The sequence below is a fragment of the Epilithonimonas arachidiradicis genome (assembly GCF_003610695.1).
Classification (GTDB): domain Bacteria; phylum Bacteroidota; class Bacteroidia; order Flavobacteriales; family Weeksellaceae; genus Epilithonimonas; species Epilithonimonas arachidiradicis.
This window is the reverse complement of sequence record NZ_RAQH01000003.1, coordinates 362762-386692: the sequence shown is the minus strand read 5'-3', so window position 1 is coordinate 386692 and position 23931 is coordinate 362762. Positions and strand designations below refer to the sequence as shown.

The following is a 23931-nucleotide window of genomic DNA, read 5'->3' as shown; positions in this document are numbered from 1 at the left end:
TAATCGTTTTTAAGTTCGCAAAGACGTAAACTCATCAAAGGACTTGAATTCCTATGTAATGACAAACCTAGCCCCGATTGTAACGGCATCCTTTTTTGTTATTGCGTGGTTGAATGTTTTTATAAATGGCTTCACTTTGTTCGCAATAACAAAAAAGATATAGTGGAAAGCGGGATTAAGCTCCTTAAAATCTATTCTACAACTACTTTTCTTTCCAAGAAAGTGTTAGCTCCACTAGTGTCTTTTCCTGTCCAGAATTTGAATGTGTAAGTTCCTGTTTTTGTCGGTTTGAAGTTAACCCTACTTCCGTCAACATAGGTTCCGCTGCCACAAACATCATTGGTTTTGTAAGCGAAATTGGCAACTGTTCTTACAGAGTCGTTGGTGTACTGATAATCGTAGCTATAGATTCCTTCGCAGGTTCTGGTAAATGTGGAATATAACTTCATCTCCTGCGTAACGCCCAGCGCCATTGTATCCATCGGGATGTGAACGCTGTCCACCTTGGTTGCATAAACGTTGGTGATTTCCGAATAATCATCGTTGTCGTGGCAAGACATCAGCATTGTTGAAAATACGGCTAATACTGATAAAATAAATACATTCTTCATAATCGTTTCTTATTTTAGTTATTAAAATGTCCTTTTGACAGGTAAACTACTTTTTTCGTATCAAAAAATTCTCCTTCGAAATAATTTTTCAAATTGAAAATCTCGCATTTCAATCCTGCAAGCTCTTCCGCGAGATCACCACCTTTCAAATAAAGGACGCCATTGTGCTTAGGATTGATTTGTTCTTTTTCAAATTTTCCTCTCAGCCACGTTAAGAAAACCGGCATTTGGGTTACCGCTCTGCTGACCACGAAATGAAATTTCTCTTTCAGCTGTTCAGCTCTCATATGATAAGCTGTAACATTTTTCAGGCCAAGACTCTCGGCAACTCCTTTCACGACTGTTATTTTTTTTCCGATGCTGTCCACCAGCGTGAATTGGACATTTGGGAAGAGAATAGCCAAAGGAATCCCCGGAAATCCGCCGCCGGTTCCGATGTCCAGAACTTTGGTTCCATCTGCGAACTCCATCACCTTAGCGATGCCTAACGAATGAAGAATGTGCTTCTCATAAAGACTGTCTGTATCTTTTCTGGAAATTACGTTGATTTTCTCGTTCCAGTCCTTGTACAAGGTTTCGAGTTCGGCAAACTGTTTTTTTTGTTCGCTGGTAATATCGGGGAAATATTTTAAAATTAAATCTAGAGACATAAGGCGAAATTATGAATTTTAATAGTATGGAAACAAAAAAACCATCAAATAAATGATGGTTTTAAATTTCAAAGTTTTAAGTGTTTATTTTAAAACTTTTTTAGTCATCGTTGTATTTCTAGAATTCACTTTTATAATATACATCCCTTCTGCAAGGTTTGTTTTATTAATTAAAACTTCCTTCTTCCCATTTTTTGTGTTGTATAATAATCTTCCAACAGAATCGTAGAGACTCACTTCATCCAGATTTTCGTCCGACTTCACTACGAAGTTTTCTGTATTTTTAGAAATGATGATCCCGTTTTTCGCAATATTATCGGTTCCTAGTGTTTCCACTGTTTTGTAAACCACTTCAAATCTGTCTTCGTACTGCCCGGAATTCGTATAGAAGGTATATGGCGTTGTTGTAATATCAAATGCCTTATTGATGTACTTATCCTTCAGATAAACTGTTTGGTTTGCATCGAAAATCCCATCTCTGTCTGTTAATGATATTGTAAAGTTTCCTGAAGTAGAAGCTTTGAAACCTAGCTTCACCTGATCTTCTGTATCGAAGTTAGCACCTTTTGCCTGGATCGCTAATTTATGATTATCTAATACGCTCCAGAAAGAATCGTTTCCGATTGATAAAAGATCTGCATCATAATCACTGTCAAAAGCATCTGTTGCGTTATTGATATATCCGATTAATATTTCGTTATTGACATTTGTCGGTGATTTGAATTCTAACCAGAACCTGTTTTTCTGTACAGCTGATTTATTATAATAATTGGCAACGTTAGTATTTCTCATTGAGTTTGTGAAAACCAATGGTTGGTTTTTACCTGCCTGCTTAGCCTGGATTATAAAGCCCTGTCCTACAGAAATATTACCATTTGGCTTTCCGTTATTTGATCCGTAATACGTTGCCGAAGTTCCTCCAACCACCGTTGCAATAGCATAGTTGTTACCATTATAATTACTGCTCTGTTGATTTAAAACTTGTCCATCATTATTGGTCCAGAAATAAGCGATACCATAAATTTTGGTGCTGTTCTGTGCAAAGAAATCATCAAAACTGATGTTGGAAGGGTAAGGATTACCAACCAAATTGTAACCGTGTGTAGCATTCGTCCACTTCAAATTATAAGATGTAATATCGCCATTTTGAGGTGTTCCTACAAATTCAAAATTAGAAGCAGGAGATGTTACAGTAACAGTTTCCGGAAAGCTGTTTTTTCCGCGGATTGCATAGCCTCTTCCCGCTTGAAAGACAGATGAAGAGTTCAATGTAATCTCATTAGCAATTGTTGTTACAAAGTAATCATTTGCTTCATTATATACAAAGAATCTGTTCCAAGGTGTGCCGGTTCCTGTTGTCGTTGCCTGATTGTAGCCTTCGGAAAATTGATACAAATTCTGCCCCGTTACCGGTGTTGACCAATAGTTGAACCCTAGTTTTGGAATAATCGCTGATTTTTTAACTGTTATGTTCCCAGTATTCTGAGCATTACTCTTTTGTAAAAGATTAGCATTGTGCTCAATGGCAAAAGAACTAGCGGTTGTGTTATTTGCAATCTGACCATTAACTGTCACAAAACCACCTGCTTTAACAGTCAATGTTCCTCCAGTGCTGATCGTCAGATTATTACTTTCGAAGTTACCATATGTTGCTGTATCGTAATTCGTTTCAATAATCGCATTCTTAGTTGCTGTTGGTGTTCCGTTACTCCAATGCGGATGAGCTGCATTTCGCCAGATTGTATCATTAGAAGCAAACACATAGTTGTAGAAGATACCGCTAATCTCAGGGCCTGAACCACCAGGAAGATATTGGAAAACATACTGCATATAACTTGTATTGTAGAAATACAATCTGATATACAATTTCTCATTAGGTCCTACTTTCAATCCATCAGCAAAATTAGAAGTATTCAAAGTATATGCATTTGTAACTGTACCGGTTTTAAGCACTGAATAATCAGAAAAATCCGCATTTTTAGAATATCTCAATTCATAAGTTGCACCATTTGTACCTTTAGCAACATAACTGAATGTTTTCGGTTCAATTGTTTTATTCTGACTTGTATTATCCAAAATAAACTGTGCATATCTATTGGTATTGATTGTGGCAGTATTGCCATTACTTTCCAGATAATAAGCCTTCGGATTAGTCTCTCCACCAACTGCAACTGTCATTCCGCCAGTTGTTGTCATTGTTGTAGAGCTGATGAACGACTGAAAAGCAGTAGCCGTAAAGTTGTTCTGATCCCAACGGATAAGTGGTGAAGATGTATTTACAGTATTATTGATGCTTACTGTTGCTGTGTTTGAAACACCATATTCGTTGGTAATGTAATATGAGAAAGAATCTGCTCCAACATAATCTTTTGCAGGAATATAATTGATGCTTCTGTCTGCGTTAAGTGATGTTGTACCGTGGGATGGTTGTGTGTATGTTAATGTATTGATTTTGTTACTGTAATCATCATTAATCAGCACATTGATATCGATATCATTATTAACGATATTGGTTACAGAATCATCGTACGCAATAGGTGCCGTTGAACTGAACTCTACATTACCTATGAATGCAGGGCCAACATTATCTCCGTTTTTCAAAAGGATCTGGAAAGCATTCCAAGTATTGTAAACATAAACTCTCAGATATAAAACCTGCCCGTCTGTTGCAATTGGTTTCGAGAAATTCGTTAATGATATTTCTTTTAAAGTGCTTGTAACTGTTGTTTCCGGCAATACATTGAAAGCTGTCGTAAAACTGCTGTTTAAAGAGTAATCGATTTTGATTTTAGCATCACCACCTTGCGTTAAACAAAGGAAATTAAACTCAGAAAGATTCAGTTTATATCCATTTTTTGGGCTGATCGTAAACTGAATATATTTTGATTTGTCAATAGTCTCAGCATTTTTGTCCGGCCAACCATTGGTCTGAAAAGCGTTGTATCCACTCAGACTGATATTTTGAACATATGACTGAGTTACCGTAGAAGTCATATTCCCAACCACAACCTGCGTATTATACACACTTGGAGTATAGTTAGAATTATTCCATCTGGTCAAAGCTGTATCAACATTGTTGGCAACTGTAAGACTAACAGTAGCTTCATTCGATAAACCAGTGGTATTGCTGATTTTATATTTGAAGGAATCTGTTCCTGTATAGCCGGTTACCGGTTTGTAAATAACATTGGTAGTTCCATTCACAGTTATTGTTCCGTGAGCTGGCTGCTGTGTTATTGTAATTCCGTTAATCGCTGTAGTAGAAACATCATTACTTAAAATATCCAGTACAGATTCATTGTTTTTATAAGCCGTATAGCTGTCGTTATTAGCTGTCGGAACAACTGGTGTGTCTACGGAAACCGTACCTGTAATATTAGGTCCGGTTCCTGTCCCGCCATTTGGAGTATATGATAAATGAAAATTATTATAAGTATCGTAGATGTATAAACGCACATAAAGCGTTTTCCCAGAAGCCAACATAAGATTATTAAAGCTCTGTGATATAGTCTGCCAGCTGCCTCCATTTACACTTCGTGACAACAGAGTTTGTGGATTAGAAAAATCTGAATTGGTAGAATATCTGATTTCAAATTTTGATGTTCCACCTTGATTTCTGAATGTTAGGTTTAGATTTCCAAGATTAATTTTATAATAATTGTTGGGATTTACAGTAAATTGAATATATTTACTTGTATCAATTGTACTGGATGATGATAGTCCTGATATCAGGAAAAAAGTTTCACTCCAAGAAGTTGGGACTACAGATACTCCACCAGCAGTTGTTATATTTTGTGCGGTAATATTGCTTGCAGTAGTTGGTGTGAGATCATTTTTAGTCCATCTTACTAGTTCTGTCTGTGCAAAAAAAAGATTTGCGAAAAATAATGCAAAGAATAAAATGTAGTGTTTTTTCATCGTTCTTAAGTGGTTTTTAGAGCGTGCAAAATTAAATTACAGATTCAAAATAAATATTAACATATGGTAAGAAATTTTCAAGCCTTAATTTGACAGATTTGGTTAAATCTTATTCCAAAAAGATAGCTTCTTTCTTAATTGTCAATCTTCCGCATTTGTGTCTTTACTAAACTGATCGCAAAATTATTGATAATAATACAGAAACTAAATTTTTTAATGCTAAACCCTTATGAATAAAGCAAAAACTATCCCTTAGGATAGTCTTTGTATGGGCAATGTAGTAGGTGTTTTTACGTAGATGTAGGGGTAATGTAGTAGGTCGTAAATTAGTTATTTCTTAACTTTTGGAAGAAATCTTTGCGATCTTTGATGTTCAAAATATTATAAATATTCTTGGTATGATACTTTACAGTATTTTCACTTATAAATAATTTTTCTGCGATTTCCTTATTTGACAAACCATCCGCAAGATGAATTAAGAGTTCTTTTTGACGGTCTGTTAAATCATCCGACGTTAAGAAAAAATATCTTCCAGAATCCGTTAGATTTTCAGAATTTTGAGAATAGGAATCGAGCTCCTGTTTCATTTGCTCCAACTCATCTCTCATCAACAGTTTATCTCTTTTGATCTTTCTGTTCTTTTTATAAAAATAGATCAAAGCCAATAGAGCAATTAGAATGATAACACTCAAAACGACTGTTCTTTTCCAGATATCAGATTTTTCCTTTATTAATTGCTCTTTTTCTGTATAAGCCTTATCAACAATGTGCATCTCAGAAATCTTGACTTCCTGATTTTCCAGTCTCCTGAGCGAATCCAATTCCGAGCCAATCAAGTAAGCTTTGCCAAAAAGATTATTCTCCTTATAGATTCTCTCCATTTCGGAAGCAGTGAAAATCTTGTATTTCAAAACATTACAACTATCTGATACTCGCATACTTACATCATAGATCTCTTCTGCTTTGGCAATATTTTTTTTCTTGCTGTAGAGATTCATCAGTTTTGCATAGACAATAGGAAGATTACAAGAGTTGGCTGCCTGCATTATTTTCAGTGCATCATAATACTTCTTTTCTGCCTCGTTGTATTGTTTTTTAAGCAGGAAAAGATAGCCTTCCTGCATCAGGATATAAGAATTATCTTCCGGATAAGAATTGAGGTACTTTTTAGCCGCAATCCTTTTCATCACTTCCTCAGACTTGTCATATTGATTATTATCAAAGTACACAAAAGCATACTCATAATCAAGTTTCATTCGCAAGAGATTGTCTTCCGGCAGCTGTTTGGCAATTGCACTCGCTTTGTTAAGATAATCGATGCACATCATATAATCATTGACACTACGATATGTTGTTGCCATTAGAAACAGGATATTAGCTTCTTCTTCTTTGTTCAGGTCTCCGGATAATAATATGTCGGAAAGTTTCTTTTGCGAAAGCTGATGTTTTCCTTCTCTGTTATTCTTAATAATTTCTTCCTCAATAGAATTGAGGTTAAGATCTTTAGCGGAAAAAAATATTGAAAAGAGTATAAAAAAGCCTAATAGATACCTTGTTAAATTAAGATTCATCAATGTTTTGTGTGTATTAATTAACCGTTTTCAGTCTCATTCGAAACTATAAACAATAGTTTAAAGATAAATGCAAAAATAATTAATTATATCTATTATTTCTCAATAAATAATTTATTTTTTAATTAATTATATACTTATTATCAATATCACATCTTTTAATTGCAGTATTTTATCCCACTCAGAGAATTTTCAACCTGACACTTCAATTTTTATTAACAAACCATTCAGCTTATAGATTTAAATCAATTATATTTGTCTCTAAATCTAATTTTTAAATAATAATGAGTAAAATTTCTGATAGACTGAACAGACTGAGTTATTCTCAGACCTTCGTAATGAGCAACAAAGCGCGTGAGATGAAAGCCGCCGGAATAGACGTAATCAGTTTAACCTTGGGCGAACCGGATTTTGATGTCCCTCAAAAAATTAAACAGGCTGCTTTTGATGCCATTAATGAAAATTACAGCCATTACTCTCCCGTTCCGGGTTTCTTGGAACTGAGACAAGCCATATCAGAAAAATTAAAAAGAGATAATCAGCTCGATTATAAACCAACACAAATTTGTGTTTCCAACGGTGCAAAACAGTCTATAATTAATGTTTTATCAGCAATCATTAATGATGGTGACGAAGTAATTTTACCGGCACCATATTGGGTAAGTTATGATGAGATGGTAAAATTAGTCGGTGGAACTTCGGTTTTTATTCAAACATCTATTGACACCGAATTCAAAATCACCGCGGAACAATTGGAAAAAGCGATTACACCGAAAACCAAAGCACTTCTTTACAGCTCACCGTGTAATCCGTCCGGAAGCTTTTACATCGGAGAAGAGTTGGAAGCCATCGCTAATGTCATTGCAAAATACCCGGATATCACCATCATCTCTGACGAGATCTACGAGTTTATCAACTATGAAGGAAAACATGTTTCTATTGCAAGTTTTCCGCAGGTTTATGGACAGACAGCCGTTATTAACGGGATGAGTAAAGCTTTTGCTATGACAGGCTGGAGAATCGGTTACTCTGCGTGTCCGGATTGGTTGGCAAAAGCTTGTGACAAAGTCCAAGGGCAAATGACCAGCGGAGCCAATACTGTAGCCCAAAGAGCATCTATCACGGCTTTGCAAATGGATCCGTCGGAACTGCAATATATGATTACTGAGTTCCATAAAAGACGTGACCTGGTTTTCGATTTGATGAAAGACATCAAAGGGTTCAAATGCAATCTTCCAAAAAGTGCCTTCTACTTCTTCCCGGATATCTCTTACTTCATCGGTAAAAACCTGAACGGAACAGAAATCAAGGACTCTGATGATTTCGCAATGTTTCTTTTAGAAAATGCCAATGTTGCCTGTGTGGGCGGTGTAAGTTTCGGAAGCCCGGAATGCATCCGTTTTTCTTATGCAGCTTCGGAAAAAGAATTGCGAGAAGCAATGAAAAGAATAAAAGAATGTGTGGAACAGTTTTAATCACCATCTTCAAAAAATCAAAAGGCTGACCGGATAGTCAGCCTTTGATTTCATTTTTACAATTTATTGAATCACCACTTTTTGAGACTGGCTGATTTTATTGTCTGTTGATTTCACTTTCAGGATATAGTTTCCTGCAGCTGCATTCGCTGACACTTTCCCTTCATTAATTTTCCCAGCTTTTACCATTCGTCCTGAGTAGTCAAACATCTCGAATGTACCGGATTTTACACCGCTAACGAAGAAAGTCCCTTTTGATGGATTTGGATAAATTTTAACCTCAGATTTAGAAATATCAGAAGCGGCTAATGTTGCATCCGGAAGGTTCACCTTATAGAGTTCGGCACCAATATTGTCTGCGATACTTACTCTGCCAGAGAAATAAAGATTATTATTGTACACATACAAACCGGTAATTGTATTGACTTCGGCCAGCATTTTAGTCCCTTCAACAGTTCCATCGCACTCCCAAAGCTGTTTTACATTCCCGACATTGGTAATAAAGAAATACAATTTATCATTAAAAACGGTTAGCTTTTCTGGAGCAGAACCTCCTGAACCCGTACAAAATCTTTGAACAAAACAGTTCCTGCAGCAGTTCCGTCCGTAGTGTACATTTCAGTTCCCGTTGTATTACCGTCAGAACCTGTAAAAAATACTTTTCCTTTAAAATCAATAAAATTCTGAGTGAAAGAACCGGCAGATGCATTGGTAGTATTGATATCTTTTAGCATCATTGTACCCTGCTCTGTTCCATCTGTAACATATGGTTCGTTGCCATTGGGTCCAACCGCATTAAAAATCGTTTTACCTAATACAGAACTGGTATAGTAAAGCTGAGGATAAGCCATAGCTGAAGGATTGATGGTTTTAAGCAAGTTCAAAGCCGTTCCATCATAGGCAAAAAGCTGATAATTGTAAATATTGGATGCATTCATGTATTGAGCAGTTGCCAGAATCTGATTCCCTACACCGGCAATTAATGCTACGTTCGTATTATCATCTGCAATAACCGGTTGATTATTAGAATCAAAATAATACAATCTAGAAGCTGTAGGCGTAACAGCAGAATTTGTCGCTTTAAAATAAAGTCTGTTGCCGATTACAGTATAATTGGATGGCGATTTAACTGTTGTTGAAACATTCTGTACACCATTAGCACTGTCATAAGACATAAATACGTTAAAATTACTTGATCCATTGATCACAGCCGCACTGGTAAAATATAGCTTATCATTGTATACATACATTGCATTGGGCGTCGAAGAACTGTTTCCTGGCATGATGTCTGATACAAGCTTAGTACCGGCCTCAGTTCCGTCACTTTCCCATAATTCTGTACCGATACTTGAACCATTAACTGTAGACGCAGCACCGAAATACATTTTGCCGTTATAAACTGTTAAGTTAGATGGTATTGAGCCAACAGCGCCCGGATAGATATCTTTGACCAATGAAAATGTAGCCTGAGCTGAAAGAAGACCGCCTAATAAAATGGCTAAAAAGTTAAGTTTTCTCATAAAGTTGTAATTGTTAATTAAATTTTAAAATGGAAATAAAATATCCTGATTTCAACCTGCCATTGGATATTTTATCCTTTATTTCGAAAACTAAATTATCAAGATTGAAGGCACTATCATAGTGAAACTATACCATAATTATTGAAAATTATATAATTACGATAGTTTATAAAATCATATAAACATCTAATTATCAGCAATATAAAACCATAAACGGTGATTTTGTATTAATGAACCTTATTTAGTTATTTAAATGTTATGAATATTAAAAAAAATAATTCTAGCAACGGTCAAATGATAAATATCTTTTTAAAATTCTTTTCTCAATATTTGTTTGATTGTAAAAAAATATAATTTCTAATTTCTTCCGTTCAAAAGATTAATCAATTGTTTAATAATGCATTGTAATCAGAAGCTTAATTATTGATTAAATTAAAATATGCTCATCAATCATCAATTGATAACACTGTTAGTTACACCTCTTTCGTGTTAATAGATTTTATAAATGATAAATTAATTTTCAATTCACAAAATCTTTGTAATTTCGCACTATCAAATTTTAAACAACAATTTAAACTTAAATATTATGTCATTAGTAGGTAAATTATTCCCGAATGTTGCGATCGATGCAATGAGTGAAATGGGTGATGATCTTAAGATCAATGTATTTGAAGAAGCGGTTAATAATCAGCAAAAAGTAATTTTGTTCTGGTATCCAAAAGATTTTACTTTTGTTTGCCCAACGGAACTACACGCTTTTCAGGAAGCTTTACCAGAATTCCAAAAGAGAAATACCATCGTCATTGGTGCTTCTTGCGATACCAACGAGGTTCACTTCGCTTGGTTGAATACGCCAAAAGACAACGGCGGAATCGAAGGTGTAACTTATCCTATTCTTGCTGACACGCACAGACAATTGGCAAACATCCTTGGAATCGTAGATCAGGATCTGGAATACGATGAAGAAGGAAATGAAGTTTTCACAGGCTCTAACGTCACTTACAGAGCAACTTATCTGATTGACGAAACTGGAAAAATCTTCCACGAATCTGTAAACGATATGCCTCTTGGTAGAAATGTGAAAGAATATCTTCGTCTTATCGATGCTTATGCACACGTTCAAAAACACGGAGAAGTTTGTCCAGCCAACTGGGAAGAAGGTAAAGATGCAATGAACGCTAACAGAACTGGCGTAGCAGAATACTTCAGCAAAAACTAAATCGATTTGACGACGAGATCATATGATGATTTGTTTTTATCAACTTATTAACAAATCATCATATTTTCAAATCAATAATTATCACATTTAAAAATCACAAAAATGTACATAGAACTTACAGGAGACACATTACAACAGATCATCCAGGAGAATGACAAAGTAATGGTACAGTATGGTGCAACCTGGTGTGGGAACTGCAGAATTATGAAACCAAAGTTCAAAAAACTGGCTGCAGAAAACGAAGATATTCCATTTTATTATGTGGATGCAGAAAAGTTGCCGGAAAGCAGAAAATTGGCAACAGTTGATAATCTACCGACTTTTGCAGCATTTGAAGGTGGTGTTTTAAAAAATCAGGTTCAAACCAATCAGGCTGAAAGTCTTAACAATCTATTCAGCGAATTAAAAGATTAAAAATTAAGAAATTTCTTAATCTCTCAATCTTATAATTTATAAATTTATTAAAATGAAATTACCAATCATAAGACAGTTTTATCAGAATCAAACACCGGAAAAACTGGAAGCGACTTTGGAAGTTTTAGAAAGCTTCTGCGAGTTCCGTAATGTTTCTGAAGAAGATATGAATGTTGCTGGCGAACTCATCACAAACATTTGCGGCGCTTTGGAAGTTCACGCCAATGTAAATAATGGGATGAGCGAAAAAGACGCATTGAATTCATTTGCTCAAAAAGTAATGGGTTCTATCGACAAATAAAAGTTAACTTTTATAATAAAAGGCTTTAGAATTTCTAAAGCCTTTTTAGTTTTTAAGAATCATCAAACTTCTTTTATGATTTTGGAAACCATAATGTTCATAAAGTTTTTTAGCTTTATCATTATGATTTTCTATTTCCAATAAGACTACTTTGAAGTTATTTTCAACAGAATAATCCTTCACAAACTCTAACGCTTTTTTGCCCAGAGATTTCCCTTGGAATTCCGGTTTTATAAATAATTCGTCCAAGAAAAGAATCTCGCCACCAAATTCAAAACTGAAATACTTAGCCAAAATAATATAACCTGCAATTTCGCCTTCAAAAACAACTTTAAAACAATGGCCGTAATTATCATTGTTGATGAACTTTACGAAATTATCAGTCGTTACTTCTTTATCAAAAGGATATAAATCAATCGCATAGAAATCCTTCATCATTTCGCATAATTCAGGGATGTCGGAGATGTTTGCTTTTAAAATTTCGGGATTCATTTTTTCTTTTTATTTTCTCTCCAGAGCCAAGGCGCAATCGGAGCGTTATCTTTCCAAAGTCCTACTCTATTTTCTCGAGCTTCGTTTTCCAGTTTTGCATAAGAAGAATCCTTGGAATATTTTATATAATGCCAAGCCATTCCTTGTTGTAGCATTTGTTTATTCACATTTTGACCTTTATCATTAATGATGATTGCAATCAACCGTTTATATCGGTCATATTTCCCTGCTTGAACTGTGACAATTCTTCCAAAACAAAGATTAGATAAAGCTTGTTTTGCCTGATTACCAAAAGGCTGAGTTCCTCTTTTCTCCGGCGAATCGATGTGAGCAAGACGAATTTTAAATGGATTTTTCTTGTAAAGAACTTCCATTGTATCGCCATCAGAAATCCCTATTACTTTTGCAGAAAATGTTTTATGACTAAGATTTTCCTTTAATTGACATTGTCCAAAACTGAAAATCGAAAATAGAATTAATGCTAAAAATTTACTCAAATTAAATCTCAAATTTCTTTTTAGCCAATTCTTTTCTTACACGGCTCAAACTTTCCGGCGTAATTCCAAGGTAAGAAGCTACCATCCATTGTGGCGCACGTAGCATCAGATTTGGATATTTTTTCAGGAAATCGAGATAGCGCTCTTCTGCAGTTGTGCTGATCAAGGCATTCACTCTATTTTGGAGATTTTTGATGTGATTAAACATCAATCTTTGATTTTTCTCGGCAACATCAGGATAGATTTTCGAAAGATTTTCAAAAAAACCTTCTCTTGTCACAACAATCGTACTTTCTTCGATGGCTTCTATATAGAATCTCGATTTTTCATTAAGCAACTGGCTGGTTGTATCCGAAATAATCCAGTTTTCCGGTGCAAATTGTATCACGTGTTCCTTCCCTGCCTTGTCTATAGAATACATTCTCAACAACCCTTTTTCCACAAAAAAAGTACAGTCAGAAATCTCGCCTTCTCTCAGGATGATTTCGTTTTTCTTAACTTCTTTGATTTCATAAAAAGATGAACATAGTTCTAAGCTTCCAATGGGAACGCCTAGTATTTGAGAAAGATGATTGCGGAAATTCTGATATTCCATTTGTGTTGATTGTGTTTAATGGGAAGATTAATAATTAAACTGTGTCCAAATCAATATTTTGATGAGATGCGTTGTGAGTTGGTTTTCCATTTTCCAAAACGATAAGCTGCGGACTCTGGTGAACAACATCAAAACGGGATTCTATTTCATTTGATAAATTTCTGTGAGCTAGCAAATCCAAAAAATAAAAGGCATAATTTTTATCCGAGTTTTGCATTTGCTTTTCAAAATTTTTCAACACAGTTTTACTGATAAAACAACGTGTAGAATGTTTGAAAATCAAGACTTTTTGCTGAGAGGATTTCTCAACTGCCAAGTCTAAATCCTTTTCAGATTCAATTTTTTTCCAAAGACTTTTGGTCTGGTCCTGCTCTTCTTTTTTACCAAATATTTGATCTAAAAATCCCATAAAATCGATTTGAGTAAAATTATGATTTTCCTATCAAAATAGAAAAATAAATATTACGTTTTTTATTCACCTTAAAAATCACAAAATTTCTCTTCAAATTTGTAATTTCAAAAATCCAGTTGATAATAGAAATTAAAATAATTTCAATATTTCTTTTGTGGTTTTTTATTGATGATGATGAAACAAATGTCCGCCTAATGCCAAAACAATTCCGCAAATGACCAGAACAATCTTTTGCCAGTCCATCTTGTGGTTCTTGTTGCTTTCAAAAATAATGACGGAAGAAATATGAAGGAAAATCCCACCAACTACGGCTAAGAAATAGACTTTCAGATTTTCGTCAAAGTATTTTCCTAAAAGCATTCCCAAAGGCGAAGCTAAGGCAAAAACGAGAACAATCAGCCAGAATTTGGTAGAGAAATTTTTGCTGTGTGCTAAGAAACTTCCCAAAACAAAGGAAATCGGAATGTTATGAAACAGAATTCCTAGCAAATAAGGAGATAACGTTTCTTTCTCGTGTGACAAAGGGATCCCTTCTATAAAAGCGTGAACAAACAGTCCGATAATCAAAGCAACAGGAATAATCGAGTGTTCATCCGAATGATGATGAAGATGCCCGTGTTCAAAACCTTTGGTCAAGCTTTCCAGCAACATCTGGATCAAAACACCGAGGATCACAAAAATCCCGATATTATGGTCTTCGGAATGATAAACTTCCGGAAAAACCTCATTTAAACAAATCGTTATCAGGAAACCGGCACTTAGAATCAAAAGATTTTTAGCGAATTGTTGTTTGCTCCCGAAATACTTTCCGAGAAAAACACCGATCAGAACACTTAAAATTAATAGAATAATTATCATAAACTAAATTTAAAATGGAAGCTGGATGTAAAATACTGGAAATCTTTCACCATCCATCTTCTAACTTCTAACGTTTTCTAAATAAGTTAATACATCTTTGGGAACTCTTTTCATCAAAATCATTAAGCTGATAATCGCCCCAGCGCTGGATTAATTCAAATCCAAATTCATCAGCAAATTTCAGGATTCTTTCAGGCGAAGTCAGCTTAACACGTTCAAAGAAATGAAATTGCTTTCCCTGGTCTTCAAAATCGATTTCCTTCAGTATATATTCGCCTTCAATATGTTTTTTGATATTGAATGTGATGTTTTCCTTTTCAACAGTAGCTTTTGGTGTAATCACACTTTTTACGTATTCTGCATTCAGGAAATCAAGGACAAAATAACCTTCATTTTTCAGAGCATCGGAAACAGAGCGAAAAACACTTTTGTCTTCTTCTTCCGTTTCGAAATATCCAAAGCTTGTAAACAAGTTAAAAACCGCATCAACAGGTTCGGTTTCAATCCTATTTCTCATATCGTGAACTCGAAATTTCAAAGCGTCATTTTCGAATTGCTTATCATAACTGATACTTTGTTCGGACAAATCCAGTCCTAGAACATTGTAACCAAGCTTATTCAGATACACCGAATGTCTGCCCTTTCCGCAAGCCAAATCAATTATTGTTGAGTTTTTCTCGAGTTTCAGAAAACCGGTTAACAGATTCAGAAAATTTTCGGCTTCCTGATAATCCCGGTTGCTGTATAAAATATGATAATATGGTGTATCAAACCATTCTTCGAACCATTGCATCTTGCAAAAATAAGGAAAATAGATGTGAGACCCGCAGATTAAGGAAGAGATTTTCTATAAGTTCAAAAGTCTATTATCTATCATCTAAATATCTATTATCTTTGTGGGATGAATACAGAAAATCTGCAGATACAGATCAAAACTTTTTTCGGGTTGGAACAGGTTTTGGCCGAAGAAGTTAAAAAATTAGGCGGTAAAAAAGTTGAAGCCAGAAATCGTGCGGTGACTTGCGAAGGTGATTTGGGTTTCCTTTACAAACTCAATTATTCTTGCAGAACTGCGCTTAAAATTATTATTCCGATTTTAGAATTCAAAGCCTTTAATGAATCTAAATATTACGATAAATTATTCAAGTTTGAATGGGATCAGTTTCTGGAGAAACATCAGTCATTTGCGATTGATGCGACTGTAAACTCGGAAAGATTTAGCCATTCTCAGTTTATGACTTTGAAAATGAAAGATGCGATCGTCGATTATTTTCAGGAAAAGCATAACATCAGACCGAATGTTAACAAAGACAATCCGGATATCAAATTTCATCTTCATATCGATAGAGAATTGGTGACGATTTCTCTGGATAGTTCAGGCGATCCCCTTTTCAAACGTGGTTATAGAAAAGAACAGACTGTTGCGCCGATCAACGAAGTTTTGGCCAGCGGAATGTTACAATTGGCAGGCTGGGACGGAAAAGGTAATTTCCTGGATCCGATGTGTGGTTCCGGAACATTATTAATAGAGGCAGCAATGATTGCCCTGGATCTGCCGGCACAGATTTTCAGAAAAGAATTTGCTTTCCAAAACTGGAAAAATTATGACGAAGATTTGTTCCAAAAGATCAAAGAATTCCGCATCAACAGGGTGAAAGAATTCACCGGGAAAATTGTGGGTTACGATATGGATGCCAGGGCTTTGAATGCTGCAAGAACCAATATTGAGGCTGCAGAAATGGAAGACATTATCGAAGTCAGAAAACAAAACTTTTTTGAATCAGAGAAAGATATGTTCCCGTTATTGATGGTTTTCAATCCGCCTTATGACGAGAGAATCAGTATTAATGATGATGATTTTTACAAAAAAATCGGTGATACTTTTAAACAACATTATCCAAATACTTTGGCCTGGCTGATTTCTGCCGATCTGGATGCGTCGAAAAAAATAGGACTAAGACCTTCGAGAAAAATCAAATTATTTAACGGAAAACTGGAAACGCGGTTTTTGCATTATGAGATGTATGATGGAACGAAAAAAGTACATAAAATTAAAGAATGAATTTTTTAGATTTTATATTTGAATTATTTTCTCTGTCTGGATTTATTGGAAATGGAGAAGAAAACAAAGTGGACATTGACCCAATCAATCGGAAAATGATTTTGTTTTCAATATTATTATTAATAGCTTCGGGATTGATACTCTATTTCTTCAAATCAGATTTCTTTGAATTGAAGAAACTATTCATTTCATTTTTAATAAGTTTTGGAGGTTCATTATTATTTTCATTTGGATTAATATTAATTCTGAATAAATATAAAATCATTCACTCCTTAACGGTTTCAAGTTTTGTAATTAGTTTAATTTCAAGCTCAATTTTTCTTTCATTAATTATTCTATTATTGAAAATATAATTCCATATTTTTGAGAATCATTATCATATAATTTATTTCTAATTTGAATCCAACAATCTCCATCATTATCGCCATATTCAACAGAAAAGACGAACTCTTCGAACTTCTGAATTCATTATCACGTCAAACCGATAAAGATTTTGAAGTCATTGTTGTGGATGATGGTTCATTAATAAAGCTTCTTCCGACTGTGGAATTATTTGAAGATCAGCTGGATATTCAGTTTTTCCGAAAAGATAATTCCGGTCCGGGATTGAGCAGGAACTACGGTGCAAAACGAGCCAAAAATGATTGGCTGGTTTTTGTAGATTCTGATGTGATTGTAGAAACAGATTATATAGAAAACATCAAGAAAAATCTCACAGAAAATCCTGCAGATGCTTTTGGCGGTGCGGACAAAGCGCACAGAGGTTTCAATCTGATGCAGAAAGCCATTTCTTATTCTATGACCTCAGTTTTCACAACTGGCGGCATCCGTGGCAATAAAAAAGCGGTGACCAAATTCCAGCCGAGAAGTTTCAATATGGGGGTTAACAAAGAAATTTTTCTTAAAGTCGGTGGATTTTCCGAAATGCGAATCGGTGAAGATCCGGACTTGTCTATGACACTTTGGGAAAATGGCTACACAACAACGTTTTACGATAATATCGGCGTCTATCACAAACGCAGAACAGATTTTGGAAAGTTTTCAAAACAAGTGTATCAATTTGGTTGTGCAAGACCGATTCTTAATCAAAGGCATCCACAATATGTAAAACCAACATTCTGGTTTCCAAGCATTTTCTTATTAGGCTATGTCGTCGGTGTCATCCATTATTTTGTTTGGGGAAATGGTTTGATTCTCGCTCTGTACGGACTTTATACTTTTCTCGTTTTTTTCCACGCCTTAGTGGTGACGAGAAACATCAGCATTGCATCAATGGCAATTATCTCAACCTATATCCAAATGTTTTCTTATGGTTATGGTTTCCTGAAATCCTGGTTTCAATTAAATATCCTTAAGCAATCGCCGAGAGAAGCTTTCCCGAAACATTTTCATTAATCATAAAAAAGCCTCATAAATAGTTTATGAGGCTTTTCGAAAATAATATATAACCTTAGTTTAAAGAAACTATTTCAGGGTAATCAGTCTGTTAAAAACATCACCGTTTCTTTCTACGCTAATGAGATAAGCAGGTGAATTATTCGTATTCAAATCGAATTTCAAATTGATTTCGCCATTGCTGGATCTAACAGATTTGTTGTAATATTCGGTGTTGGAAAGGTCAGATACCGTTACAGTCACCGCATCGTTCACATTACTCATATGCAATTTCACGATGTTGTTTTCAATCGTATATTCCGGTTTGTTGAAAGCCAGAACCGGCGTTTTGGCCGCAGTTACATTTCCATTTTTATCGATCGTTACTTTATATTTTTCGATTTTGAAATCCGACTCAGCTACCAGAAAATAATCACCTTCAGCTAATGTAGAAAGATCATAAGATTTTTCAACATTCTCTCTATTCCCGATATTTTCTGAATAGATCTCATCTTTTCTGTCGTTATAGAAATAAAGCGAAACATTTTCCGCATTGAAAATCTCAAAACGAAGTGTCTTAGAACTTGCTTCTGTCAAAGACAAAGAAAAGAATTTATCTTTTGCCGACATACCCATTGAAATTAGCATTGCACCAACTATCAAACTTAGTTTTACTATATTTTTCATAATACTTGATTTACTGATTAATAATGAAGCAAATTTAGATACGATAGCAATGCTATGATACAATTGAATTTTCAAAAATATGTTCTATATTAACATTAAATAAATGTTAACAGGAAAAATATGACAATTTAAGACATATAATATTAATTCCGTAATTTTGTTCTATTGCCGTGTTTGAAAACAAGAAAAATTAATAGAATAAAACCTAACTATGAAACATTACAATCCGGTTCTGGAAACTGTAAGTCCCGATGTCGGCAGTAGTTTTACTTGTCTCAAATATTTTAGAAATGAAAATATTAAGAGTAATTTCTGGCATTTTCATCCGGAGATTGAATTGATCTTTGTGCACAAAGGTTCAGGGAAACGGCAGATTGGGAGCAACATTTCTTATTTTACGGATGGTGATTTGATTCTCATTGGCAGCAATTTGCCACATTGTGGAATGACGAATGAAAATACCAAAAACGAATATGAAGTGGTGATACAGTTCTCAATGGATTTTCTGGGTTCGCAGTTTTGGAAAGCGCCGGAAATGATGCGGATTTCAGCATTATTGGAAAAAGCAAAAAGCGGAATTGTCTACGGCGAACAAATTAAAAAAACGCTGAAACCAAGAATTGATGCCTTGACAGAAGCTACATCCCTGAACAAACTAATTATTCTGATTGAGATTCTGAACCAATTATCCCAGACCCAGGATTACAAAATCCTGAATGCTTCAAAATATTATCTGCAAACTCAAAAGGAAGATAACGACCGAATCAGTGTGATTTTCAACTACGTAAAAGACCATTTTAAGGAGCAAATCACTTTGGAAACTGTGGCAGAATTATCCAATATGACGGTTCCTTCTTTCTGCCGATATTTCAAGAAAATTACGAACAAAACATTTACTCAATTTGTAAATGAATATAGAATCACGCATTCTCTAAAGCTCTTGGCAGAACAACCAATGAGTATTACCGAGGTTTGTTTTGATAGTGGATTTAATAATTTCAGTTACTTCAACAAAACTTTTAAGGAGCATACGCAGAAAAGTCCGTCGCAGTATCGGAAGGAGTTTAGTAATATTTTGGCTTGATGAAGTTCAAGCAATTCAAAAATCCCCATTTTCCAGTAATCATTTTTAAATCTCTACTTTGGAAGGAATTTATTAATAAATTTCACATTAAGAAATCGCTTCAAAATACCTCTCCATCTCTTCAATTGTTCCCAAGCTAATCCGCGTCCACTTCCCTTCTTCCTCATAAGTTTTTCCACCAAGGATTTTTGTATCCTTCAACTTTTTGAAATAATCGCCTTTGTAATTTTCCAAAGAAAAATAAACAAAATTAGCAGAAGACGGAATGGTTTTAATTCCTCTTTTATTAAATTCCGAAACAGTAAAATCTTTCACTTTTTGATTATTATCTAAAACTTTAGAAATAAATTCCTGATCTTCCATTGCCGCGATTGCACCAGCCATTGTCACAACACTTATTTCTGCACCACTCCAGCTTTGAAGTTTTTTAAGATTTTTAATTGTTCCAGGATGTCCGATTGCATAACCTAATCTTGCGCCTGCAAACCCATAAAGTTTGGAAAAGGTTCTGGTAATTATCAGATTCGGATAAATATCAACCAAATCTGATAATGATTTTTGATTCGTAAACTCAATATAAGCTTCATCTACCAAAATCGTAATGTGACTTGGTAAAGCTTTTATAAATCGTACAATTTTTTCTCTTGAAAGTAAATCTCCGGTTGGATTATTCGGGTTACAGATATAAATCAGCCTTGTGCTTTTTCTAATCAAATCTCTCATAGCATCAAGATTGATCCTTTTCTTTTCATCCAAAGCAACAACTGTTTTTGACATTCCCAAAAACTCTGCAATAGGCTCGAAGATGGTGAATGAAGGATTCGGGATAATGAAATGCCCATTCTCCTGAGAAACAAATTTTGTAATCAATTCCAAAAGGAAAGATGAACCAGCAGAAACTAAAATGTTTTCTTTCTTAAGTTGATTTTTCTCGGCTAATTTTTCACATAAAACATCCGCCAATTTAAAATCATACATCGAAGAAAGATTGAGACTTTTTTGCATCGATTCCAAAGCTTTTGGTGAAGTTCCAAACGGATTTTCGTTAAAGCAAAGCCGAATGGCTTCGTTACTGTTTTTTAACTCATTGAAATTAGGGGTCTCCTTTGCCAAAAGCTCTAATGGCGAAAGTGTTAAAGCAGCACTTCCAAAAAAAGCAGTTTTCAGCCAATCTCTTCTGTTGATAGACATAGTCAGGTTTTATTCATTAAAATTAAAATATTATTTGAAAACGAATTTATTTCATCGGAAAAAAGTAGAATTCTAACCGATAAAATTTCTCTTTCACCGATTTTGATTTGAATTCGTTTCTGCCAATTCTACTTTTGAATCAGAAATTAAAACGATTACAATGTCTTTATTTACTCCACTTATTTGGCTTTTGATAATGTTGCCAATCTTTATTCTCGCTTTCTTCAAATCTAAAAAAGGAAATTTTAAATTTCTATTATTATTCGTCATTATATTTTTAGCTGATAATTATTTGCAGATTTTCAGCAAATTTTATTTACCGGATTTTGGATTAAAATTTCCCTGGATTGGTAAATTTCTAAGTCTGACTTTAGCATTATCAGTTATCTTCTTCATCAATAAAAATGACAGAAAAGCAATTGGATTCACGACTTCTACCAATTCTAAAAGTCAAATCAGATATGGGATTTTAGTTTTCCTTGGATTCTTGATTTTCGATTTTATTTTTAAATTTATTCTATTCCCAAAAGGTGGCAAGTTTGATTTGGAAACCTTTGCATTTCAGGCAACAATGCCAGGTTTGACAGAAGAAATATTTTTCCGTGGAATCTACTTGTGGATTTTCGACAAAGTATTTTTACCCAACTGGAATTTCAAAGGAATCCGATTCGGTTGGGGATTTATAACCGTTACATTGCTTTTCGGAATTGCTCACGGAATCATTTTGACTTCAGATTATCAATTCAAATTCGACATTATTACGATTGTTTATCTCACTTTGATTTCATCTTTAAGTCTTGGAGTTCTTAGAAAATTCTCGGGAAATCTTATTTACTCTGTGGCTGGTCACAATGTAATCAATGTGATGAATGCCATTATTAGGATTCTTTAGTTTGATTCTAATCTCAAAAGCTTATTTTTGAAATGCCTTTCAACAAAAGAAAAATGCGGACAAAGCAGAAACCAATCGACTTTATTTCCAATCAAAATATCTTACAGGATTTTGAGAAATTCTATAACCGAAGTACGAAGATAATTTTTCATTTTTTGATGTGGTTTGTCTTTTCGGTTTTGTTGTATCTTAATTATCTCTGGGAACTGAAATTACCTGCTTTCGACAGCATCATTTTGACCATAAGAAATGCTGTCAACAATATGGTTGTTTTCTACTTTTTCTTTTATTTTTTAGTTCCAAAAATACTATTGTTAAACAGAAAGGCTTCTGTAGTTTTACTAATTCTTAGTATTCCGGTTTTAATTTATATTTGGATGACAGTCAATCATTTTATCTTTAAAATTTACTATCATTTAGGATTAGAAATCAACATTCCAGTTTACAAAGACATTATCAAACGAAATGGTTCCCGAAGCTTGATGGAGGCTATAAATATAAAGGCAGTCCTCGCCAATGCGGTTCTTGTTATCTTCTCTATGTTACCATTTTTCTTCGTTAAGATTTTGTTGGAAATCGTTAAAATTTATAACAAGACAACGGAATTACAACAGCAAAAACTGGAAGTTGAAATCCAGAATATCAACATCGAAAAAGACTTTCTGAAATCGCAACTGAACCCACATTTTCTCTTCAATACTTTGAATAATCTTTATGGTTTAAGTGTCAAAAAAGATGATCTTGCACCGGAAGTGATCTTGAACCTTTCCGATATAATGAGTTACACACTTTACGAATCTAATGCTGAAAAAGTAGCTCTGGAAAAAGAAATCGACTTTATCAAAAATTATTTTGAACTGGAGAAAATGCGTTATCCAAAAGATAAAAACATTCAGTTGGAAATTTTGGGCGAAGATGAAATTTCAGGACTTTACATTGCGCCTTTGATGACATTTACTTTTATAGAAAACGCTTTTAAATATGGTTTAAAAAGTTCCCAGCATCAGTTCATCAAACAAGTAATTGAAATCAAAAACAATACGTTTTATTTTGTTTTAGAAAATGACATTGATAAAACTGACATCAAAAAAGAGTTTGGCGGAATTGGATTAGAGAATATCAAAAAGAGACTACAACTCCTCTATCCCAATCAACATATTCTGAATATAAAAACTTTGGAAAATAGCTTCAAAATCGAACTAAAAATCAATTTGTAATCATATAATAAACCACAAAAGTCACAAAGATTTAATTGTAGTAAATTTTTAAAGTTTAAAAAAGTATTTTTATTATTTTGTACTTTAAAAACTTTATTTCCCTTCTTTCTTTTGTGACTTTTGTGGTGGAATATTTTAATCATTTGTAACGATGGAAAAATTACGCTGTGTCGTATTGGATGACGAACCGATTGGAAGAGAAATTATTGAGAATTTTGTCAAAGAAATTCCGTTTTTGGAACTGACAGATTCTTTTGGAGATTCTGTGGAAGCGCTGATGTTTTTGGAGAATAATTCGGTGGATATTATTTTCAGTGATATTCAGATGCCGAAAATCAATGGTTTGGATTTGGTTAAAACTTTGGAAAATCCACCGGTTATTATTTTCATTACGGCTCACAGAGATTTTGCTTTAGATGGATTTGAAACCGGAGCGACGGATTATCTTGTAAAACCTGTTCGATTTGACCGATTTTTAAAAGCCGCCAACAAAGCGAAAGATTATATCAATTTAAAGCAAAATTCAACCGTTCATCAAGTGAATTCTGACCGAATTTTCATTAAGTCTGACGGAAAACTGACGAAGATTCTTTTGGACGAAATCCTGTATGTTGAAGCCCAAGGCGATTATTTGAAAATCGTTATTAATAATGAATCGTACACGACTTTAGCCACTTTAAAATCGATGGATGAAGTTCTGACTTTACCCAAATTTTTCCGAGTTCAAAGGTCATTCATTGTCAATTTGGAAGCTATCCGAAGTCTGAACGGAAATATGGTCGAATTGACGAACGGAAAAAGTATTTCAATTGCTTTGAATAAAAAAGAGGAATTGTATCAGATTTTGGGGATTAGATAAAAAGCATTCAAATTATTGAAGGCTTTTATTTA

Annotated in this window: 25 protein-coding genes; 11 read left to right on the top strand and 14 right to left on the bottom strand. The window is 34.3% G+C overall.

Annotated elements, in window-relative coordinates:
* Window positions 1-191 precede the first annotated feature (191 nt).
* From BXY58_RS07600 to BXY58_RS07585, 4 genes are all read right to left on the bottom strand, one after another.
* Window positions 192-611 (bottom strand): hypothetical protein, encoded by a 420-nt coding sequence (locus BXY58_RS07600; RefSeq protein WP_147366823.1) that lies wholly within the window; start codon window positions 609-611, stop codon window positions 192-194.
* Between the two features lie 14 nt (window positions 612-625).
* Window positions 626-1261 (bottom strand): 16S rRNA (guanine(527)-N(7))-methyltransferase RsmG, encoded by a 636-nt coding sequence (gene rsmG, locus BXY58_RS07595; protein ID WP_120213245.1) that lies wholly within the window; start codon window positions 1259-1261, stop codon window positions 626-628.
* 84 nt (window positions 1262-1345) lie between these two features.
* Window positions 1346-5179: an Ig-like domain-containing protein gene (locus tag BXY58_RS07590; RefSeq protein WP_120213244.1), complete on the bottom strand. Its 3834-nt coding sequence runs from the start codon at window positions 5177-5179 to the stop codon at window positions 1346-1348.
* A 326-nt stretch (window positions 5180-5505) separates the two neighbouring features.
* Window positions 5506-6750: a LuxR C-terminal-related transcriptional regulator gene (locus BXY58_RS07585; protein ID WP_120213243.1), complete on the bottom strand. Its 1245-nt coding sequence runs from the start codon at window positions 6748-6750 to the stop codon at window positions 5506-5508.
* A 284-nt stretch (window positions 6751-7034) separates the two neighbouring features.
* Between BXY58_RS07585 and BXY58_RS07580 the strand changes: the two genes are divergently transcribed.
* Window positions 7035-8225 (top strand): pyridoxal phosphate-dependent aminotransferase, encoded by a 1191-nt coding sequence (locus BXY58_RS07580; RefSeq protein WP_120213242.1) that lies wholly within the window; start codon window positions 7035-7037, stop codon window positions 8223-8225.
* A 63-nt stretch (window positions 8226-8288) separates the two neighbouring features.
* Here BXY58_RS07580 and BXY58_RS07575 read toward each other — a convergent pair whose 3' ends face one another.
* Both BXY58_RS07575 and BXY58_RS07570 read right to left on the bottom strand, forming a co-directional pair.
* Complete coding sequence (locus BXY58_RS07575) at window positions 8289-8738, bottom strand: T9SS type A sorting domain-containing protein (RefSeq protein ID WP_120213241.1); 450 nt, start codon at window positions 8736-8738, stop codon at window positions 8289-8291.
* Window positions 8739-8755: 17 nt separating this feature from the next.
* Window positions 8756-9745, bottom strand: coding sequence for a hypothetical protein (locus BXY58_RS07570; RefSeq protein WP_120213240.1), 990 nt, complete (start codon window positions 9743-9745; stop codon window positions 8756-8758).
* A gap of 586 nt (window positions 9746-10331) precedes the next feature.
* Between BXY58_RS07570 and BXY58_RS07565 the strand changes: the two genes are divergently transcribed.
* From BXY58_RS07565 to BXY58_RS07555, 3 genes are all read left to right on the top strand, one after another.
* Window positions 10332-10964: a peroxiredoxin gene (locus tag BXY58_RS07565; protein ID WP_120213239.1), complete on the top strand. Its 633-nt coding sequence runs from the start codon at window positions 10332-10334 to the stop codon at window positions 10962-10964.
* Window positions 10965-11066: 102 nt separating this feature from the next.
* Window positions 11067-11378, top strand: coding sequence for a thioredoxin family protein (locus BXY58_RS07560; protein WP_120213238.1), 312 nt, complete (start codon window positions 11067-11069; stop codon window positions 11376-11378).
* Between the two features lie 52 nt (window positions 11379-11430).
* Window positions 11431-11679, top strand: a complete 249-nt coding sequence (locus tag BXY58_RS07555; protein ID WP_120213237.1) for a DUF6952 family protein — start codon at window positions 11431-11433, stop codon at window positions 11677-11679.
* Between the two features lie 45 nt (window positions 11680-11724).
* On the opposite strand, the gene BXY58_RS07550 is transcribed toward BXY58_RS07555, so the two are convergent.
* The 6 genes from BXY58_RS07550 to BXY58_RS07525 form a co-directional block, all read right to left on the bottom strand.
* Window positions 11725-12171 (bottom strand): GNAT family N-acetyltransferase, encoded by a 447-nt coding sequence (locus tag BXY58_RS07550; protein WP_120213236.1) that lies wholly within the window; start codon window positions 12169-12171, stop codon window positions 11725-11727.
* Window positions 12168-12668, bottom strand: a complete 501-nt coding sequence (locus BXY58_RS07545) for a thermonuclease family protein (RefSeq protein WP_229728382.1) — start codon at window positions 12666-12668, stop codon at window positions 12168-12170. Before BXY58_RS07545 ends, BXY58_RS07550 begins: the two co-directional genes overlap by 4 nt.
* A gap of 1 nt (window position 12669) precedes the next feature.
* Window positions 12670-13263: a Crp/Fnr family transcriptional regulator gene (locus tag BXY58_RS07540; RefSeq protein WP_120213234.1), complete on the bottom strand. Its 594-nt coding sequence runs from the start codon at window positions 13261-13263 to the stop codon at window positions 12670-12672.
* Between the two features lie 34 nt (window positions 13264-13297).
* Window positions 13298-13672 (bottom strand): bacillithiol system redox-active protein YtxJ, encoded by a 375-nt coding sequence (gene ytxJ, locus BXY58_RS07535; protein ID WP_120213233.1) that lies wholly within the window; start codon window positions 13670-13672, stop codon window positions 13298-13300.
* Between the two features lie 165 nt (window positions 13673-13837).
* Entirely contained in the window at window positions 13838-14533 is a 696-nt protein-coding gene (locus BXY58_RS07530) for a ZIP family metal transporter (RefSeq protein ID WP_120213232.1), read from the bottom strand.
* A 67-nt stretch (window positions 14534-14600) separates the two neighbouring features.
* The gene (locus BXY58_RS07525; protein WP_120213231.1) at window positions 14601-15326 is read right to left on the bottom strand and encodes an SAM-dependent methyltransferase; all 726 of its coding nucleotides are present in this window, start codon (window positions 15324-15326) and stop codon (window positions 14601-14603) included.
* A 108-nt stretch (window positions 15327-15434) separates the two neighbouring features.
* On the opposite strand from BXY58_RS07525, the gene BXY58_RS07520 reads away from it, so the two are divergent.
* From BXY58_RS07520 to BXY58_RS07515, 3 genes are read left to right on the top strand one after another with little or no spacing between them, the layout of a single operon-like run.
* Window positions 15435-16595 carry a THUMP domain-containing class I SAM-dependent RNA methyltransferase gene (locus BXY58_RS07520; RefSeq protein WP_120213230.1) on the top strand — a complete coding sequence of 387 codons (1161 nt, stop codon included), beginning with the start codon at window positions 15435-15437 and terminating at the stop codon, window positions 16593-16595.
* Entirely contained in the window at window positions 16592-16948 is a 357-nt protein-coding gene (locus BXY58_RS16850; RefSeq protein ID WP_147366822.1) for a hypothetical protein, read from the top strand. Before BXY58_RS07520 ends, BXY58_RS16850 begins: the two co-directional genes overlap by 4 nt.
* Before the next feature lie 43 nt (window positions 16949-16991).
* The gene (locus tag BXY58_RS07515) at window positions 16992-17990 is read left to right on the top strand and encodes a glycosyltransferase family 2 protein (protein ID WP_120213229.1); all 999 of its coding nucleotides are present in this window, start codon (window positions 16992-16994) and stop codon (window positions 17988-17990) included.
* A 69-nt stretch (window positions 17991-18059) separates the two neighbouring features.
* Here the strand turns inward: BXY58_RS07515 and BXY58_RS07510 are convergent, their stop codons facing one another.
* On the bottom strand, window positions 18060-18656 hold the full coding sequence (locus tag BXY58_RS07510) for a DUF3244 domain-containing protein (RefSeq protein WP_120213228.1): 597 nt from the start codon (window positions 18654-18656) through the stop codon (window positions 18060-18062).
* Between the two features lie 211 nt (window positions 18657-18867).
* Between BXY58_RS07510 and BXY58_RS07505 the strand changes: the two genes are divergently transcribed.
* Entirely contained in the window at window positions 18868-19740 is an 873-nt protein-coding gene (locus BXY58_RS07505) for an AraC family transcriptional regulator (RefSeq protein ID WP_120213227.1), read from the top strand.
* An 87-nt stretch (window positions 19741-19827) separates the two neighbouring features.
* Here BXY58_RS07505 and BXY58_RS07500 read toward each other — a convergent pair whose 3' ends face one another.
* On the bottom strand, window positions 19828-20931 hold the full coding sequence (locus BXY58_RS07500) for a pyridoxal phosphate-dependent aminotransferase (RefSeq protein WP_120213226.1): 1104 nt from the start codon (window positions 20929-20931) through the stop codon (window positions 19828-19830).
* A gap of 160 nt (window positions 20932-21091) precedes the next feature.
* On the opposite strand from BXY58_RS07500, the gene BXY58_RS07495 reads away from it, so the two are divergent.
* The 3 genes from BXY58_RS07495 (at window position 21092) to BXY58_RS07485 (ending at window position 23899) form a co-directional block, all read left to right on the top strand.
* A complete protein-coding gene (locus BXY58_RS07495; RefSeq protein ID WP_120213225.1) occupies window positions 21092-21823 on the top strand; it encodes a CPBP family glutamic-type intramembrane protease in 732 nt (243 codons plus the stop codon).
* Window positions 21824-21855: 32 nt separating this feature from the next.
* On the top strand, window positions 21856-23040 hold the full coding sequence (locus BXY58_RS07490; RefSeq protein ID WP_229728383.1) for a sensor histidine kinase: 1185 nt from the start codon (window positions 21856-21858) through the stop codon (window positions 23038-23040).
* Between the two features lie 151 nt (window positions 23041-23191).
* Window positions 23192-23899, top strand: a complete 708-nt coding sequence (locus BXY58_RS07485) for a LytR/AlgR family response regulator transcription factor (RefSeq protein ID WP_120213224.1) — start codon at window positions 23192-23194, stop codon at window positions 23897-23899.
* Window positions 23900-23931 lie beyond the last annotated feature (32 nt).

Excerpts from the sequence above, each read along its gene's own strand:
- BXY58_RS07570 (WP_120213240.1), bottom strand. The coding sequence starts at position 9,745 with ATGAGAAAACTTAACTTTTTAGCCATTTTATTAGGCGGTCTTCTTTCA.
- BXY58_RS07585 (WP_120213243.1), bottom strand. The coding sequence starts at position 6,750 with ATGAATCTTAATTTAACAAGGTATCTATTAGGCTTTTTTATACTCTTT.
- rsmG (WP_120213245.1), bottom strand. The coding sequence starts at position 1,261 with ATGTCTCTAGATTTAATTTTAAAATATTTCCCCGATATTACCAGCGAA.
- ytxJ (WP_120213233.1), bottom strand. The coding sequence starts at position 13,672 with ATGGGATTTTTAGATCAAATATTTGGTAAAAAAGAAGAGCAGGACCAG.
- BXY58_RS07580 (WP_120213242.1), top strand. The coding sequence starts at position 7,035 with ATGAGTAAAATTTCTGATAGACTGAACAGACTGAGTTATTCTCAGACC.
- BXY58_RS16850 (WP_147366822.1), top strand. The coding sequence starts at position 16,592 with ATGAATTTTTTAGATTTTATATTTGAATTATTTTCTCTGTCTGGATTT.
- BXY58_RS07490 (WP_229728383.1), top strand. The coding sequence starts at position 21,856 with ATGCCTTTCAACAAAAGAAAAATGCGGACAAAGCAGAAACCAATCGAC.
- BXY58_RS07550 (WP_120213236.1), bottom strand. The coding sequence starts at position 12,171 with ATGAATCCCGAAATTTTAAAAGCAAACATCTCCGACATCCCTGAATTA.
- BXY58_RS07500 (WP_120213226.1), bottom strand. The coding sequence starts at position 20,931 with ATGTCTATCAACAGAAGAGATTGGCTGAAAACTGCTTTTTTTGGAAGT.
- BXY58_RS07540 (WP_120213234.1), bottom strand. The coding sequence starts at position 13,263 with ATGGAATATCAGAATTTCCGCAATCATCTTTCTCAAATACTAGGCGTT.
- BXY58_RS07520 (WP_120213230.1), top strand. The coding sequence starts at position 15,435 with ATGAATACAGAAAATCTGCAGATACAGATCAAAACTTTTTTCGGGTTG.
- BXY58_RS07510 (WP_120213228.1), bottom strand. The coding sequence starts at position 18,656 with ATGAAAAATATAGTAAAACTAAGTTTGATAGTTGGTGCAATGCTAATT.
- BXY58_RS07555 (WP_120213237.1), top strand. The coding sequence starts at position 11,431 with ATGAAATTACCAATCATAAGACAGTTTTATCAGAATCAAACACCGGAA.
- BXY58_RS07525 (WP_120213231.1), bottom strand. The coding sequence starts at position 15,326 with ATGCAATGGTTCGAAGAATGGTTTGATACACCATATTATCATATTTTA.
- BXY58_RS07600 (WP_147366823.1), bottom strand. The coding sequence starts at position 611 with ATGAAGAATGTATTTATTTTATCAGTATTAGCCGTATTTTCAACAATG.
- BXY58_RS07505 (WP_120213227.1), top strand. The coding sequence starts at position 18,868 with ATGAAACATTACAATCCGGTTCTGGAAACTGTAAGTCCCGATGTCGGC.
- BXY58_RS07530 (WP_120213232.1), bottom strand. The coding sequence starts at position 14,533 with ATGATAATTATTCTATTAATTTTAAGTGTTCTGATCGGTGTTTTTCTC.
- BXY58_RS07590 (WP_120213244.1), bottom strand. The coding sequence starts at position 5,179 with ATGAAAAAACACTACATTTTATTCTTTGCATTATTTTTCGCAAATCTT.
- BXY58_RS07495 (WP_120213225.1), top strand. The coding sequence starts at position 21,092 with ATGTCTTTATTTACTCCACTTATTTGGCTTTTGATAATGTTGCCAATC.
- BXY58_RS07565 (WP_120213239.1), top strand. The coding sequence starts at position 10,332 with ATGTCATTAGTAGGTAAATTATTCCCGAATGTTGCGATCGATGCAATG.
- BXY58_RS07485 (WP_120213224.1), top strand. The coding sequence starts at position 23,192 with ATGGAAAAATTACGCTGTGTCGTATTGGATGACGAACCGATTGGAAGA.
- BXY58_RS07560 (WP_120213238.1), top strand. The coding sequence starts at position 11,067 with ATGTACATAGAACTTACAGGAGACACATTACAACAGATCATCCAGGAG.